10 protein-coding genes and 2 pseudogenes are annotated in these 16,197 nt (G+C 67.4%); 8 read left to right on the plus strand and 4 right to left on the minus strand.

Translation table 11 applies throughout. From position 1 onward, the window contains the following. The first annotated feature begins 38 nt into the window (after positions 1–38). From ACWW36_RS13375 to ACWW36_RS13385, 3 genes and pseudogenes are all read left to right on the plus strand, one after another. A pseudogene (locus tag ACWW36_RS13375) lies at positions 39–1,342 on the plus strand (TIGR03086 family metal-binding protein). Between the two features lie 13 nt (positions 1,343–1,355). Continuing rightward, positions 1,356–2,138, plus strand: a complete 783-nt coding sequence (locus ACWW36_RS13380) for a VOC family protein (RefSeq protein ID WP_456141997.1) — start codon at positions 1,356–1,358, stop codon at positions 2,136–2,138. A 55-nt stretch (positions 2,139–2,193) separates the two neighbouring features. After that, positions 2,194–4,005, plus strand: a complete 1,812-nt coding sequence (locus ACWW36_RS13385) for a CocE/NonD family hydrolase (RefSeq protein ID WP_456142478.1) — start codon at positions 2,194–2,196, stop codon at positions 4,003–4,005. 46 nt (positions 4,006–4,051) lie between these two features. Here the strand turns inward: ACWW36_RS13385 and ACWW36_RS13390 are convergent, their stop codons facing one another. Then, a complete protein-coding gene (locus ACWW36_RS13390; RefSeq protein WP_456141998.1) occupies positions 4,052–5,416 on the minus strand; it encodes a flavin monoamine oxidase family protein in 1,365 nt (454 codons plus the stop codon). 208 nt (positions 5,417–5,624) lie between these two features. Here ACWW36_RS13390 and ACWW36_RS13395 point away from each other — a divergent pair, with 208 nt between their 5' ends. Then, a complete protein-coding gene (locus tag ACWW36_RS13395) occupies positions 5,625–6,368 on the plus strand; it encodes a YwaF family protein (protein WP_456141999.1) in 744 nt (247 codons plus the stop codon). A 4-nt stretch (positions 6,369–6,372) separates the two neighbouring features. Here the strand turns inward: ACWW36_RS13395 and ACWW36_RS13400 are convergent. Together ACWW36_RS13400 and ACWW36_RS13405 are read right to left on the minus strand one after the other, a co-directional pair. After that, a pseudogene (locus ACWW36_RS13400) lies at positions 6,373–7,597 on the minus strand (cytochrome P450). Positions 7,598–7,630: 33 nt separating this feature from the next. Beyond that, complete coding sequence (locus ACWW36_RS13405) at positions 7,631–8,725, minus strand: Zn-dependent alcohol dehydrogenase (protein ID WP_456142000.1); 1,095 nt, start codon at positions 8,723–8,725, stop codon at positions 7,631–7,633. 50 nt (positions 8,726–8,775) lie between these two features. Here ACWW36_RS13405 and ACWW36_RS13410 point away from each other — a divergent pair, with 50 nt between their 5' ends. The 4 genes from ACWW36_RS13410 to ACWW36_RS13425 all read left to right on the plus strand — a co-directional run bounded on the left by ACWW36_RS13410 (position 8,776) and on the right by ACWW36_RS13425 (position 14,489). Further along, entirely contained in the window at positions 8,776–10,242 is a 1,467-nt protein-coding gene (locus ACWW36_RS13410) for an aldehyde dehydrogenase family protein (RefSeq protein WP_456142001.1), read from the plus strand. 118 nt (positions 10,243–10,360) lie between these two features. Continuing rightward, the gene (locus tag ACWW36_RS13415) at positions 10,361–11,557 is read left to right on the plus strand and encodes an amidohydrolase family protein (protein WP_456142002.1); all 1,197 of its coding nucleotides are present in this window, start codon (positions 10,361–10,363) and stop codon (positions 11,555–11,557) included. Beyond that, positions 11,542–13,272 (plus strand): N-acyl-D-amino-acid deacylase family protein, encoded by a 1,731-nt coding sequence (locus ACWW36_RS13420; protein WP_456142003.1) that lies wholly within the window; start codon positions 11,542–11,544, stop codon positions 13,270–13,272. The genes ACWW36_RS13415 and ACWW36_RS13420 overlap by 16 nt, the downstream gene beginning before the upstream one ends. Next, a complete protein-coding gene (locus ACWW36_RS13425; RefSeq protein ID WP_456142004.1) occupies positions 13,269–14,489 on the plus strand; it encodes a cytochrome P450 in 1,221 nt (406 codons plus the stop codon). Before ACWW36_RS13420 ends, ACWW36_RS13425 begins: the two co-directional genes overlap by 4 nt. 19 nt (positions 14,490–14,508) lie before the next feature. On the opposite strand, the gene ACWW36_RS13430 is transcribed toward ACWW36_RS13425, so the two are convergent. After that, positions 14,509–16,161, minus strand: coding sequence for a DUF7937 domain-containing protein (locus ACWW36_RS13430; RefSeq protein ID WP_456142005.1), 1,653 nt, complete (start codon positions 16,159–16,161; stop codon positions 14,509–14,511). Positions 16,162–16,197: the final 36 nt, after the last annotated feature.

A 16,197-nucleotide genomic window follows, 5' to 3' on the forward strand; every position in this document is an offset into this window, starting at 1 on the left:
TACGTTAGTGACGGCTAACGTATTGACGTGTGCCCGACATGCTGGAGGTCGCGGCGGAGCCCACGCGCCGCCGGCTGTTGCAGCTTCTTGCGTCGGGCGAGCGCACCGTCACCGAACTCGCGTCGCAGTTTTCAGTCACCCGCTCGGCGATATCGCAGCATCTGGGAGTCCTTGCCGAGGTCGGTCTGGTCACCGCCCGCAAGCAGGGGCGGGAGCGGTATTACCGGCTCGAAGAGCGCGGGTTGCGACAACTTCGTGCGCTCTTCGAATCGTTCTGGAGCGACGAGCTGGACCGCCTCGTCGCGGACGCCACGAAACCCCCACCGCCGTAAGGAGATTCGCCATGCCGTTTGACAAATCAGTGATCGTGCCACTGGATCCCGACGCCACCTTCAACCTCATCACGCAGCCGGACAGGCTGCGGCGCTGGATGACTGTCGCTGCGCGCGTGGACATGCGTGCCGGGGGTGACTACCGATGGACCGTGACGCCGGGTCACATCGCGGCCGGCACGGTCATCGAGGTGGACCCGGGCAAGCACGTGACGTTCACGTGGGGATGGGAGGGTGAGGGCGATCCCGCGCCGGGCGGCTCGACGGTGACGGTCACGCTGACGCCGGTCGACGGTGGGACAGAGGTTCGTCTCGTGCACGACGGGCTGACCGACGAGCAGGCCGCGCGCCATGCTGTGGGGTGGAATCACTTCCTTGACCGGCTGGTGGCCGCAGGCCGGGACGGGGATGCGGGACCCGACGAATGGGCGGCGGCACCCGACCCGATCGACGAATTGTCCAGCGCTGAAGCGACTCTGGCGACTCTGCAGCACGTGATGCGCGGCCTGGACGCCGCCGACCTGTGCAAACCGACTCCATGCACGGAGTACGACGTTGCGCAGTTGACCGACCATCTCATGGGCTCGCTAGCGACAATCGGCGGATGCGCGAGTGCGCAGATGCCGGCACGCGATCAGGACGCGCCGCTGGAATGTCAGGTCGCGGATGCGGCTCAGGCGGTCCTGGAGGCCTTGCGCCGACGGGGCCTCGAGGGTACGGTCAAGCTGGGTTCGCGCGAGGTACCCGCAGTCCTTCCAGTCAGCGTCTTGACACTCGAATTCTTGGTTCACGCTTGGGATTTCGCCACCGCCACCGGCCGAGATATAGCGGTGTCGGAGCCGCTGGTCGACTATGCGCTGGGCCTGGCAGGCAACGTCATCACTCCGGAGGCTCGCGGTTTCGCGGGCTTCGCGGCACCGATCGATGTAGCACCTGATGCCAGTGCCCTGGATCGGCTCATTGCGTTCACCGGCCGGCAACCGGCCGTTGTTCAAACATCTGCCAACTAACGAAAGGTTTGTTATGCCAAAGAAAACCGAGTACGCGCAGGGCACACCGGGCTGGGTCGACCTGCAGACTACCGATCAGGACGCGGGCAAGAAGTTCTACTCATCGCTGCTGGGCTGGAGCTATGACGACCGGCCGATGCCGCAGGGGGGCGTGTATTCGATGGCGTTGGTGAACGGGGAAACCGTTGCGGCGATCGCGCCGATGCCGCCGGGCGCACCGGAAGGCATGCCCCCGATGTGGAACACGTACATCGCGGTGGACGACGTCGACGCGACGCTCGAGAAGGTCGGCCCCGCGGGCGGGCAGGTGCTGATGCCGGCGATGGACGTCGGGGATTCCGGCAGGATGGCGTTCGTGGCCGACGCGACCGGTGCGGTCGTGGGGCTGTGGCAGGCCAATCAGCACATCGGCGCGACGCTGGTCAACGAGCCGGGGACGCTGACGTGGAATGAATTGATCACGGACAAACCGGATTCGGCGCTGGCGTTCTATGAGGCCGTGCTCGGCGTGACCAGCGCGACCGTCGAGATGGGTCCGGGTCAGATGTACCACCTGCTGAAGGTGGACGGGACGGATGTCGGTGGCTGCATGGAACCGCCGATGCCCGGCGTGCCGAACCATTGGCATGTGTACTTCGCGGTGCAGGACGCCGACGCCACAGCTGCGAAGGCGGGCGCTGAGGGCGGTCAGGTCGCCGTGGAGCCGTTCGACATCCCGTCGGTGGGGCGCTCGGCCGTCTTGGCGGACCCGCAGGGGGCGATGTTCAGTGTGCTGACGCCGACGCCGCAGCAGTAACGGCGGTCGCTACGGTCAACTGGTGCGCTCTGCCGGTGTCCGCATAGTCGTATTCATGGCGGTCGTCGCGCTCGCTGTGAGCGGGTGTGGAAACGACAGCGCGTCGCGACCGTTCCCCGCCGGGGCCGGACGCGGACCTTGCGCGGTCACCGAACAGGCCGACGTGCCTGCCACTATGCGCGACGGCACCGTGTTGCGGGCCGACATCTACCGCCCGCGTACGGCAGACCCGGTGCCGGTGATCCTAATGCGCACGCAGTACGGAAAGTCCGAAGCTCAGGCCGGGTCGCGGTACCAGCCGCCGGACTGGTTCGCGTCGCACTGCTACTTGGTGGTCATCCAGGACGTCCGCGGCCAGGGCGCATCGGGCGGCACTTTCAGCGAGTTCACCCACGACATGGACGACGGCTATGACTCCGTCGAGTGGGCCGCTGCCCTGCCCGGATCCAACGGCAAGGTGGGGATGTACGGGTCTTCCTATGTCGGAGCCACGCAGTGGCTCGCCGCGGTGACGGCACCGCCGCACCTCGTGACGATCGTGCCCGCGAACACGGCTTCGGATTACTACGACGGTTGGACGTACGAGGGCGGCGAGTTCCGGCTGGCGTTCGTACAGCCATGGGCGATCGGCTCGCTCGCGTTGACTGCTGCCCGTAACCGCGGCGATCAGGCCACGGTCGCCGAACTCACCGCCGCGGCCGCGGATCGGACTCGGTGGATGGACTTCCGCCCGTTCAAGGATCTGCCGCCGCTGCAGCCGCAGAACCCCGCGGTCGCGCCGTGGTACTTCGACTGGATTCGGCATTCCACCCGTGATGACTTCTGGAAGAAGGTCAGCATCAGGGATCGCTACGCCTCGGTGAAGGTGCCCGTGCTCGACGTCGAGGGTTGGTATGACGCCTTCCTCGCCGGCGGTGTCGAGAACTTCGCCGGCATGGTGGCCAACGGAGGCACCGACGCGGCGCGCGTCAACCAACGCCTGGTGATCGGGCCCTGGGATCACGTCAACTGGGGACGCCCCGACTCCGAGCCGGCACCGCTGCTGCACGACATCGGTGCGGTCGGCGACAGTCCCATCAACGACCTGATGCTGGCCTGGTTCGACCACTTCCTCAAAGGACGGGACAACCACGTCGATACGGGGCCCCGCGTCGACTACTTCGTCATGGGTGCCAACACGTGGAAGTCGACATCGAATTGGCCACTGCCGCAGACAAACTGGACGACCATGTATTTGTCGGGCCCCGGTGGGATCGCCGACCGCAAGGGCCAGCTCGTACGCAGCGCGCCCGTCACCGAGCCGCCCGACACGTACACCTACGATCCCGCGTTCCCGGCGCCGAGTCTGGGTGGGCACTCCTGCTGTGGTGCGAGTTCAGGCCCCCAGGGCCCATTCGACCAGATTCCCGTCGAGCAGCGCTCCGACGTATTGGTTTACGACAGTGCGCCGCTGGAGCGCGACACCCAGATCACAGGCCCGATCTCCGTGCGGCTGTGGGCCGAATCCTCCGCCACCGACACGGATTTCACCGCCAAATTGACGGTGGCCAAGCCCGACGGTCAGGTCATCAACCTGAACAACGGCATCCTGCGCACCGCATTCCGCGACTCGCTGTCCAACCCGACACCCATCGTTTCCGGCCGCCCATACGACTATCAAATCCAAATCTGGCCAACGAGTTATGAATTCCGGGCGGGCGACCGCATCCGTGTAGAAATATCCAGCAGCGACTATCCCCAGTTCGCACCGAACCCCAACACCGGGGCACCTTTCGGGGAGAATTCGGCGGTCCAAACCGCGACCCAGACCATCTTGCACGACGGCCAACATCCGTCCGCGATCACGTTACCGGTGATTCCGGGTTGAGCAGTCGCGGGCGCCTGGCCAGCGACGTGTCTTCTGCGAGGGCGGGTCAGGCCACCGTCATCGCTTCGCGTTCCATCACCTCGGCCGCGGCTCGCTCACCGGAGCGGACAGCCCCGTCGATGAATCCGTACATGATGGCCGAGCTTTCGGTTCCGGCCCAGTGGATGCGGCCACACGGTTCGCGCAGAGAGGGGCCGAACTCGGTGAGCACGCCCGGTGGGGTGTGGGAGATCATCCCGCCGCCGGAGTAGCGTTCTGCGGCCCAGTTCTGTTCGACGTATTCGACCGGTGTCCGTGCTTTGTCGCCGAACCTCTCGGCGACCGCGTCGAGCACCGCCTTCTTGCGCTGCTCGTCGGTGAGCTTGGCGATCTGGCGCGCGACGGGGCCTTCGGTGATGACGGTGAGAACCCCCGGAGTTCCTGTGTCCGTGCAGGAGTCGATGGTGAGGTTCGCCGGCGACCCCGGTGCGAACGATTGGCCCGACAGGCCGTCGGCTCGCCAGAACGGCTCGTCGTACACCAGGGCAATCTTGAAGACCGCGCCCAGCGGCATCCGCTGGTGCAGGAACGATCGATCCATGGGCAGCATCGGTTCGTAGTTGATCTGGCTGGCGATGGCGATCGGCACGGCAACGATGACGCGGCGGGCGCGTATCACCATGTCGTCGGAGCGGACGGTGACCCCGTCGGCGTCCTGGGCGATGCTGCGCACGGGCTGCGACAGATGGATCGCGTCGCCGAGCTCGGCCGCGACCGCACGATGGATGGCGCCCATGCCGCCGACGGGCCGGGCATCCTCGGCCGCGTCCTTGACCCCGAGCACGAAGCTGGGCCCGCCGGCCGCGGCCATTTGGTAGAGCACGAAAAGCAGCGAGATTTCCGAGGCGGCCGACGTGTACAGGCCGGAGACGGAGGATTCCAGAAGTTCGTGGGCGGCCGTGGACAGTGTGTTCTTGTCCAGCCACGCGGCCCAGCTGAGCTTGTCCCACTTCTGCGCCTTGGGCGCTGTCCATGGGGCTTCGATCGGGATCGATTTGCACATCTGGGTCAGCTCGAGGAAGACCGTGCCGATGTTGGCGACCGCCCACGGGCTCATCGACAGCGGAATCGTGCCGGTATAGCGGTACTTCTTGCCGTCGACGAACATCATCGCGTCGCCGTCGGTGTACTGCTTGTAGCTCGGCACGCCGAACTCGTTCATCAAGGCGTAGATGGCGTCTTGGCCGGGGCCGATCCAGGCGCCGCCGCGATCGATCCACAGCCCGTCGTCTCGCGTCACGGTGAAGGTGCGGCCGCCGACGCGGTCACGCGCTTCCAGCAACGCCACCGAATGGCCCGCCTGTTTGAGGCGCAGAGCGGCGGTCAACCCGGCGAATCCCGCACCCACCACGCAATAGTCCACGTCGGCCATGAGTCGCTCCCTTGATCAATTGCGCAGGGCCGCCAAACCGCCGGGCGGCGATGTGCGAAATGTCGTTGCCAGCTAACAAGCGTCCGCGCAATTATCACGGCTGTCAATAACGGCGGTCTTAAAACTTGGTGTGGGTGTCACGGCGAAACGCCGCCGCCACGGATCGGCGGTAGTCGATTTCTCGGTAGATCTGAGGCAAGTTGGGCCGATGGAGCTGTTCTCCGCGCAACGGGAGTTCTCCGCATACGGCACATCACATTGGGTCGTGCTCGTTGTCTTCGCGGTCGGGGCCGCGCTCCTGGTCTGGATCGGGCGTCGGCAGAGCGAATCGCAGGCCCGGCTCCTCGGCCGCATTCTGGCGGCTCTGATCGTCGCGGCGTTCATCGTGGCGCTGGTCTACAAAGTGATCCGGCCGAACCTTCAGACGTCCGTGCCGATCCAGCTGTGCGATATCGCGGAACTCATGGCGGCGTATGCCTTGTGGTCGCAACGACATTGGGCCTTCGTGCTCACGTATTACTGGGGTCTGGTCCTCAGCTCGCAGGCGTTGATCACACCGGACGTCGGCACACCGGACGAGGGCGCGCCCGATTTTCCGCACCATCTTTTCCTCACGTTCTTCACGCTGCACGTGCTCGTGGTGTGGTCGGCCATCTATCTGACGTGGGGGCGCCGGATGCGGCCGTCGTGGCGCGACTACCGGTTCGCGGTCATCGCGACCCTGGGGTGGGCGGCGCTCACGTTCACCTTCAACGTGATCGCGGGAACCGACTACGGCTATCTCAACAGGAAACCGCCGACCGCTTCACTGCTGGACGTCTTGGGTCCGTGGCCGGTGTATCTGCTCGCCGAGATCGCGATCGTCCTGGTCGTGTGGGCCCTGATGACCTGGCCGTGGGAGCGGACACGGCGCGGTTCCGGCGCCGAGGTGACGCGCCAAACGTCCCGCTGAATCGCTACGCGTCGTAGGCGATGGGCAGGCTCGTCGGACCGCTGAGGGCGACGAGTGGCTTCCACGGCGCGGGCCCGGTGCGGCGGGGGTTGGAGAAGCATCGGGTGACGGCCTTGAGCGCTTCGGCGATCTCGAGGCGGGCGAGGTTGGCGCCGAGGCAATAGTGCACACCGGCGCCGAACGTCAGGATCGGCGGCAGTCCCTGGCGGGTGATGTCGAAGCGGTTGGCGTCGTCGTAGATCGCGGGATCACGGTTCGCGGCAGCGGTATTCGTGAGGACCACGGTGCCGACGGGGATGACGACGCCGGCGACCTCGACGTCCTCGGCCGTTACACGCATGGTGGCGCCTGCGATCGGGGAGTGGCGCATGGTCTCGTCGACGGCGGGCAGGGCGAGATCGGGGTTGTCGCGCAACAGGTTCCACTGGTCGGGGTGGTCGATGAGGACGTCGATGGAGGCGGCGACCTGGTTGCGGGTGGTGTCTGTGCCGGCGAGCAGCAGGCCGGACGCCATCATGCGCAGCTCTTCGCCGGTGAGCCGGTGGCCGTCGTCCTCTGCGCGGATGAGATCGGAGAGCAGGTCGTCGGTGAGGGTGTGGCGGCGTCGGGCGACCATGTCGTCGACATAGTCGTCGAGTTCGCCCCAGGCGCGCATGACGACAGGCTCGAGGTCGGCGGTGAAGGCGAAGCTGAAGGCCTTGAAGATGTCGTCGGCCCACAGGCCGAATTGTTCCCAGTCTTCGCGGGGGGCGCCGAGCAGCGCAGATGATGGGGACGGGATAGGGGCGGGCGATGTCGGTGACAACATCGCAGTGGCCTTGGCGGCGCAGCGGTTCGACGAGTTCGTCGATGACGTCGACGATCGTGGCGTGCAGGCGCTCGACGGCACGGGGCGTGAACGCCTTGGACACGACGCCACGGACGCGCTGGTGCGTAGGGCCTTCCATGCCGAGTATCGAGTTGACGATCTTGTCGTAGAGCGGTCCGGAGGTGATGCCCGCGGCGGCGACGTTGAGGCCGGGTGGGATCTGGAAGCGGCTGTCACGAAGGACGGTGCGCACCAGTTCGTACGAAATGACCTCGGGCCCAAAGGGTCCCAGCGCGATGGGTGCTTGATGTTGGGCCGCGAGAACGCTTGGATACAGCTCGGCTGGCGTGGTTTCGAGGTCGTAATCGAGGGTGGGCAGACCGGCGTCAAACACGCTCGGACTGGCAGTACCGACGGTCATTAGCTCTCCTATCCAAGGGGGACCTTACGCCCGCTACGCGACAGCGGGGCCAAAGCAGACGACACTGCGCGCCCCGTGGCCCGCGGCCATGTCGGTGAAGGCCGCCTCGACGTCGTCGATGCCGATGCGCCGTGTCACCAACGCCTCCAGGTCGAGTCGGCCGTGCAGGGCCAGTTCGGCGAGCACAGGGATGTCGCGCGCAGGGTCGCTGGCGCCGTAGACACTGCCCCGAGTCGTCTTGCCGTCGGCCATCAGTGACAGCGCGGGGAAGGTCACCGTCTCGTCGATCCCCGCGGCGCCCACGATTGTGACCGTGCCGCCGCGGCGGGTGGCGTCGTACGCCGCACGGATGGTGGCGGGCTTGCCGACCACCTCAATTCCGTGATCCACACCCTGGCCGCCGGTCAGCTCGCGCACCGCTGCTACGAGGTCTGTGTCGCTCGCGTCGATGGTGTCGGTGGCGCCGTTGGCGGTTGCGCTCGGCAGCTGCGCAGCCATCGTGTCGGCGGCGATGATGCGCGCCGCCCCGGCCAGCCGCGCGCCCTGTATCGCCGCCAGACCCACGCCGCCGCAACCGATTACGAGCACATGTTCGCCTGGGCGTACGGCCGCTGTGCGCATCACCGCGCCGACCCCGGTCGTCACAGCACATCCCAACAGCGCGGCGAGATCGAGCGGAAGCGTGGAATCGACGGGCACGACCGCCGCGGCGGGCACGAGCGTCTGCTCGGCCAATGTCCCCGCACCCACCGACGGCCACACGCCTCCGTCGGCGCTGGAGGCGTACGGCTCGCCGAACGCGTGCTGAAGCCCGCTCGGGCACAAGTGCGAATCGCCGCGCAGACAATCACGACAGGTTCGGCACGGCACGTTCCAGGTGAGCACGACATGATCGCCGGGGCGAACGGTCGTCACGTCGCCGCCGACCTCGGTGACGATCCCCGCACCCTCATGACCGAGCGTGCACGGCAGCAGGGCAGGCATTCCGCCGTCGCGCACCGACAGATCGGTATGGCACACGCCGCTGGCCGCGATCTGCACCATGACCTCGTGTGGGGCGACCGGCCGCAGGGTCAGCTCTTCAACTGCGGAGGGCTGGCCGACCGTTCGCAGCACGACCGCCTTCATAGCGACTTACGATGGCCGCACTAGGGGAACCCGGTCAAGGGAGACCTGCGATGACGGCATCAACCCTGGCGACACTCACGGTCGGCGGCGAGCCGCAGCCCGGCGCCGCGGGCAGATATCCCGTGCACAACCCGGCTAGGCCTGCCGAGATCGTCGGCGAGGCGCCTGCTGCCGATCGTGCCCAGCTCGACGCGGCGGTGACCGCGGCGCGAAACGCGGCGGCGGCCTGGCGGGCTTTGGATGTCGCCGAGCGGGTTGCCAAGGTCGCGGCGGCCGCGGCGACGGCCGGCGAGCAGTTGAAGGAGCACGACGGCGCGCGGCTGTACACCAGCGAGCACGGCAAGGTGCTGTCCGAGGCGGCCTTCGAGATCGACACGGCACCGATGCTGGCAGCGGTGCTCGGCTCGATGGCGGAGGCGGCGCTGGCGCCCGAACAGATCGACCCGCAGGCGCCCTATCCGCGGCTGCACCATGAGCCGTATGGTGTTGCGGCCCTGGTCATTCCGTTCAACTGGCCGCTCGCGGTGATGATGACGAAGCTGACGTCGGCGCTGAGCGCGGGGAACACGGCAGTGGTCAAGTTGCCGCCGACCGTTCCGCTTGCGGCGCTGCAGTTCGGTGCCGCGTTCGCGGCAGCGCTGCCGCCGGGTGTGGTGAACGTCTTGTCGGCGCCGGGGACCGAGCTGGCGCAGGCGCTGGTGACGCATCCGGGTATCGATGTCATCTCCTTGACGGGTGGTCCTGCGACGGGCCGGGCTGTGATGGCCGCCGCCGCGGCCCGATTGACGCCGGTGTTGTTGGAGCTCGGCGGCAACGATGCGGCGATCATTGCGCCGGACATCGCGATCAGCGACGGGCTGGTCGAGCAGCTGGTGACGGCGACGTACACCACCGGCGGGCAGGTGTGCATGGCGATCAAGCGGCTGTATGCGCCACGCGATCGGGTCGATGAGTTGGCGCAGGCGGTGCTGGGGCGGTGCGAGCGAGAGGTTGTCGGCGACGGTCTGGCCGATGAGGTGACGCTGGGCCCACTGCACACCGCCGCCGGACGCGACAGAGTCGAGGCGTTGGTGAAAGATGCTGCGGCGCAGGGGGCGACGGTCCGCACGGCAGGACGCATTCGCGACGCCGACGCTGACGCGGGCGGGTACTTCGTGCTGCCGACCGTGGTCACTGATGTGGCACCGGACTCGGCGTTGGCCAGCGAGGAGCAGTTCGGCCCGGTGCTGCCGATCTTCGGCTACGACGTGATCGACGATGCGGTCACTGCGGCGAACGCCACCGAGTTCGGCCTTACGGCATCGGTGTGGACTGGTGACGAGGCGCTGGCGGACAAGGTGGCGGGACAGCTCGTCGCGGGGACAGTCAGCGTCAACTGCCACGGCATGGCGGCGCAGGACCCGCGGGTGCCGTTCGGCGGGGTCGGGCAGTCGGGCCTCGGGCGCGAGCTCGGTGCCGACGGGATCCGGGCGTTCACCCAGGCCCGGGGTTACGTCCGCCAGCCCGCGCCGCAGTAGCTGAGTTGTCGGCACAGCGGCCCGGGCGACAGGCGCAGCGCCCGGGCGACAGGCGAATCTTGCTGTTTTTGCACAAATAGCATTGACAGTCGCCGAGAAGCGACGATAGTCGTCAGGTATGGCGCTGCTGCCAGACCCGACTCCGCGGGAGCGACAGCACATCCTGATCTCGGTCGACGACCACGTCATCGAGCCACCCGACATGTTCGACGGCCGCCTCCCCGAGGCGCTGGCCGACCGCGCGCCCAAGATCGTCGAATCCGACGATGGCAGTCAGGTGTGGCACTACGAGGGCCGCACGTACCCGAACATCGGGCTCAACGCGGTCATCGGGCGGCCCAAAGACGAATGGAGTATGGAACCGGCCCGGTTCGACGAAATGCGCCGTGGCTGTTGGGATATCGATGCGCGGATCGCTGATATGGACCTCGCCGGCATCTGGGCGTCGCTGAACTTCCCGTCGCTGATCGCCGGTTTCTCGGGGACGGTGTTCTGGAAGAGCGACGACCCCGAGCTGGGCCTCGCGGTGCTGCGAGCGTGGAACGACTGGCACCTCGAGGCGTGGGCCGGCGCTTACCCGGACCGCATCATCCCGCTGCAGCTGCCCTGGCTGGCCGACCCGCAGCTGGCGACTGAGGAGCTGCGCCGCAACGCCGAGCGCGGCTTCAAGGCCGTGAGCTTCCCCGAGCTGCCCGCTCAGTGCGGCCTGCCGAGCCTGCACACCGGCGTGTGGGATCCGTTCCTGGCCGCGTGCGAGGAGACCGAGACCGTCATCTGCCTGCACACCGGCTCGGCACAGTGGGCGCCGATCCCCGCGCCGGACACCCCGTTCGAGACCATCACGACGCTGTTTCCCGTCAATGCCCTTGTCGCATGCGCGGATTGGCTGTGGTCGGGGATCCCGGTCCGCTTCCCGAAGCTGAACATCACGCTCGACGAGGGCGGCCTCGGCTGGGTGGCGATGCTCGCCGACCGGGCCGACTTCGTCTTGGCCCACTCCGCGTCGGGCGCCGAGGGCGGGTCGTGGAAGGGCGATCTGCTGCCGAGCGAGGTGCTGCGGCGCAACTTCTGGTTCTGCTCGATCGACGACCCATCGGCGTTCGGGGCGCTCGAGGCGATCGGCGCCGGTCGCATCCTCATCGAGAGCGACTACCCGCACGCCGATTCGACGTGGCCCGACACCCAGCATGTCGTCGCGCGCAACGTCGCGAAGCTGTCGGCCGAGGACGCGGCCCGTATCACCCATCTCAATGCCGCGGAGTTGTTCCGGCACCCGCTACCGGACAAAGGATGGCTGGCATGCTCGACCTCCTGATCAAGGACGCGTCGATCGTCGACGGCACAGGCGCACCGGCGCGACATGGGGATGTGGGCGTGCGGGACGGTCGGATCATCGCGGTCGGCAGTAAAGGGCATGTCGCCGAGCAAGCGTCGAAAACTGTTGACGCGGAAGGGCAGACGCTCGCGCCGGGCTTCGTCGACCTGCACACGCATTACGACGCGCAGCTGTTCTGGGATCCGACCGCGAGCCCGTCGGTCCAGCACGGCGTCACGACGGTCTTCGGCGGGAACTGCGGCTTCACGCTGGCGCCCGCGGGCCCCGACCAACAGGATTACCTGACGCGGATGCTCGCGCGGGTTGAGGGCATGCCGCTTGAAGCTCTGCGCGCCGGGCTCGACTGGCAGTGGTCGTCGTTCGGCGACTGGCTGGCCCGGCTCGAGGGCCGCACGGCCGTCAATGCCGGCTTTCTGGTTGGACATTCGGCGATCCGGCTAGCGGCGATGGGCGATGACGCGGTGGGCGGGGACGCGTCCCCTGAGCAGATCGAGAAGATGGCCGCGCTGCTCGGCGCGGCACTGTCGCAAGGCGCGCTCGGGTTGTCGACGTCGCAATCGAACACCCACAACGACGGCTCGGGGCAGCCCGTCCCGTCGCGGAGTGCGTCGCGCGAGGAGCTGGTGGCGCTCGCGGCAGCCGTACGCGAGCATCCGGGCACTCAGCTGGAGGCGATCATCCCCGGCTGCCTGTCCGGCTTCACCGACGACGACATCGCGCTGCTCACCGACATGTCAAAGGCGGCTGACCGTCCGCTGAACTGGAATGTGCTCGGTGTCTCCGCGGGGAATCCCGAAGGACACGAAAAGCAATTGCGCGCAAGCGAAGTCGCGGCCAATCGTGGCGGCCGCATCGTCGCCCTCACGCTGCCGCACTCCACGAAGATCCGGCTCTCGTTTTTGTCGGGCTTCGTGCTCGACGGGCTGCCGGGCTGGCGGGAGACAATGCACCTGCCGGTGCCCGAGCGGCTGCGAGCGCTCGCCGATCCCGAGATTCGCCGGCGCCTGGACGAGGGGGCTCATTCGGAGGAGGCGGGAATCCTTCGCGGCCTCGCGAATTGGGAGCGGTTGATGGTCGTGGAGACGTTCGCCCCAGAGAACGACGACGCAGCAGGCCGCACCGTCGGGGACGTTGCGAAAGCTCGCGGGAAAGAGCCGTTCGACACGCTGCTCGACATCGTGATCGCCGACGAGCTGCGAACCGGGCTGTCGCCGCAGCCGTTCGGCGACGAGGAAGCAGACTGGAAGGCACGTGCGCAGGTGTGGCGCAACCGGGATGCGGTGATCGGCGGGTCGGATGCGGGGGCGCATCTCGACATGATGTGCGGCGCAATCTATACGACATCGCTGCTCGGCCACGGCGTGCGCGAGCACCAGGTGGTGACGCTCGAGGAGGCGGTCCGGCTGATCACCGACGTGCCGGCGCGGCTGTACGGGCTGAAGGAACGCGGCCGCATCGCTGAGGGCTGGCACGCCGATCTGGTGCTGTTCGACCCGGCCACGGTCGATCACGGGCCGGAGCGCACGTGCTACGACTTGCCCGCTGGCGCACCGCGTTTGGTCGCGGACGCGAAAGGGATCACGTCGGTCTGGGTGGGCGGTGTCGAGGTGTGCCGCGGCGGCGTGGCGACGGGCGCGATGCCGGGCACGGTGCTGCGGTCGGGCCGTGACACGGAGACGGTGACGGCGTCGTGACGAACCGGACGCCGCTTGAGGAGTTCGATCCCGACAAGCTGCAGGACGGTCTACTGATGGCCGTCGAGAACGTGCACGAGAAACTGCGCGTGGCACGGGAAAAGCATCACGTGATGATCGGCAACCCGATCATCGAGACGCCGGCGCAGAATCTCGACGTGGCGGGGGTGACGGTGCTCGGTTACGACGAATGCCAAGCGGTGCTCACTCATCCCGAGAACTTCTCGTCGTCGATTTACGAGAACATCATGGGCCCGGTGATGGGGAAGACGCTGCTGGAGCAGGAAGGCGACGAGCATCGAGCGAGCCGCGCGCTGGTGTCGCCGTTGTTCCGGGCGAAGCTGTTAGAGCACTGGCGCACCGAGCTGGTCGAGGTGGTGGTGCATGAGCTGATCGACCGGTTCGCGTCGCGCGGTAAAGCAGATCTGGTGCGGGAGTTCACATTTGCGTTCCCGGTGCAGGTGATCGCGCGGCTGATGGGGTTGCCGCGCGAGGATTACGTGCGATTCCAGCAGTTGTCGATCGAGCTGCTCAGCGTGGTCTACAACTGGGACATCGGGATGGCGGCGTCGGCGACGTTGAAGGAGTATTTCGGCGAGATTCTCGCGGAACGGCGGCGGCATCCGCGAGACGACTTGATCAGCACGTTGGCGGAATCGGAGATCGACGGGGAGCGGTTGACCGACGAGGAGATCTTCGCGTTCCTGTTGTTGATCCTGCCCGCGGGGGTGGAGACGACGTACCGGGCGTCGGGGAATCTGTTGGTGGCGATGCTCATCGAGCCGTCACTGATGGAGACGGTGCGCGACGACCGCACCATGTTGCGCGGGGCCATCGAGGAGGCACTGCGCTGGGAGCCGCCGATCAGCACGGTGGTTCGGGTGGCGAAGCGCGACTGTGAGCTTGGCGGGATCAAGATTCCAAAGGGCACCAACGTCAGCGTCAGCGTGGCAGCGGCGAACCGGGACCCGGCGCATTACCCGGATCCGGACCGGTTCGACCCGAGGCGCAATCACATCGCGCATCTCACGTTCGGCGCCGGCCCGCATGTGTGCCTGGGCATGCCGTTGGCGCGGATGGAGACGACGGTCGCGATCAACGCTCTGCTCGACCGGCTGCCGGACCTGCATCTGGACCCGACCGCACCGGCGCCGGTGATCAACGGCGTGGCGTTCCGCTCACCCGCGACGTTGCCGGTCGAGTTCACACCCGCATAGGCGCCACGACGCAGGTGAGTTAAGGCGTCTTATCGGGCGGAGCGGGATTCCGTTCCGTCGTATCAGACGTCGGCTCGCGGCGCAGGATCCGCAGCGTCGGTGGAGCCTCGAGCACCGTCGTCGAATCCTCTTTGAGCCGAACAATTCTCGGCATTTCGGAGGGTTGCGGCTGCCGCACGATCGTCGGCGCCGTCGAGGTCGCGGGCTCGGGTGAGGGTGGTTTCGGGGGCTGGGAAGTGGTCGCGGCCCGGGCGTCGCGGCGGCGTACCAGATAGCCGGCGAGCGGGCCGGTGAACAGCATCGCAACCAGGACGGCGAGGGTCAGCGCGCAGATCACCACGTCGAACGTGCTGGTGATCTGCTGGGCCAGGTTGTTGCCGTAGATCGCATCGGGCGACGGTTCGTCATAGCGCGGCGCGAGCGCGACGCCAATCGCCAGGTTCGCGACCGTGAAGACGAACAGCACCCCACTGAACGCCGCGATGACGGTCGGGGTCGCCGCGCCCTTGCCGAGTTGGCGCTGCAGCCACCGCGCGATCACGCCGGTGATCAGGTTGAACGCTGTCATCGCCACGGTGTCGTATAGGGCGCGAGGCAGATCCAGCGACGCGGCGATCAGGTAGTCGACGACGCGCAGGACGGCCGCGGCGAACGCCCAGAACGCGATGAGTGTCATGCACTTCTGCGCAGCCGAGCGGTATGCGCCCAACGTCGGCGGTTTGATCAGGAAGACGGCGTAGAGCGTCGTCGGGGCGACGATCGCGGCCGCGGCCGCCCAGAACAGATACCCCTCATAACCCACGGCGGCCGTCGAGGTGTTCTGGGCGATGCCGTGGAAGGCGTCGATGTCGCGGCCGATGGGGAAGATCCACACGAGCGTGGAGGCCAATGCCGCCGAGGCGCCCAGTGCGGCGGTGGCCAGTCGCGCGGCGGCGGACTTCTCGATCAGCCAGCGCGACGCGATGACCAACGCGATCATCGCCTCCGCGCCGTAAAGCAGCGTGGTGATGATGACAGCGACATCATGACCGCCGAAGTCGCCGTTGGTGACGAACAGATACCGCAGGCGCCAGTAGAGGTTGAAGGCGACCGCGAGAGTCGCGAGCGCAATCGACACGGCGCCCAGCAGTCGGGCGACGGCATACCAGCGCCGAAAGCCGTTGTCCTCGATGGTGATACTGGTGATCGGCGGTTGCGCGGCGAGCATGGCGCCGCCGATACCCACGATCAGGCCGGGTCCGGCACCCGGGGGCACCAGCCCGGTTCCGCCGTCTCGAACCGTATTCACCAGGTGGTGCACGACGAAGCCGAGCGCGACGATCACGTAAGCCACGCTGAGCAGCAGCCGGATCCGGCTGGTGCGGCGGACGTCGGGCTGCGCGGCGGTGAGCCGGAACGGGCCGACGTGTGGCGCGAGCGCGGCGGAGAGAGCGAGCAGCGTCACGACGGCGACGACGCCGAAGAGAAGGCCGTTGCTGCCGGGGACGCCGAGACCGAACTCGAGGTTCCACGGCAGGAGCAGCGCGAGGACGAGCAGGGCGACAGCGACGCCGTCGCGCACCACGTTGGTGCGGGCGGGTACGTAGCCGACGCGGGGCGAGCGGGCGATTGCGGGCGCGGCGGTGGTGGGCACCGCGACGGTGGCCGACGCGTCGTAACGCTGGTCGCTCACGTGACGATTTCCTCTCTGAGTGGCGCCGCGAGGTGT

Source organism: Mycobacterium sp. MMS18-G62 (assembly GCF_053877835.1).

Coding starts and splice junctions, on each gene's coding strand:
- ACWW36_RS13380 (WP_456141997.1), top strand. CDS start 1,356: ATGCCAAAGAAAACCGAGTACGCGCAGGGCACACCGGGCTGGGTCGAC.
- ACWW36_RS13385 (WP_456142478.1), top strand. CDS start 2,194: ATGGCGGTCGTCGCGCTCGCTGTGAGCGGGTGTGGAAACGACAGCGCG.
- ACWW36_RS13390 (WP_456141998.1), bottom strand. CDS start 5,416: ATGGCCGACGTGGACTATTGCGTGGTGGGTGCGGGATTCGCCGGGTTG.
- ACWW36_RS13395 (WP_456141999.1), top strand. CDS start 5,625: ATGGAGCTGTTCTCCGCGCAACGGGAGTTCTCCGCATACGGCACATCA.
- ACWW36_RS13405 (WP_456142000.1), bottom strand. CDS start 8,725: ATGAAGGCGGTCGTGCTGCGAACGGTCGGCCAGCCCTCCGCAGTTGAA.
- ACWW36_RS13410 (WP_456142001.1), top strand. CDS start 8,776: ATGACGGCATCAACCCTGGCGACACTCACGGTCGGCGGCGAGCCGCAG.
- ACWW36_RS13415 (WP_456142002.1), top strand. CDS start 10,361: ATGGCGCTGCTGCCAGACCCGACTCCGCGGGAGCGACAGCACATCCTG.
- ACWW36_RS13420 (WP_456142003.1), top strand. CDS start 11,542: ATGCTCGACCTCCTGATCAAGGACGCGTCGATCGTCGACGGCACAGGC.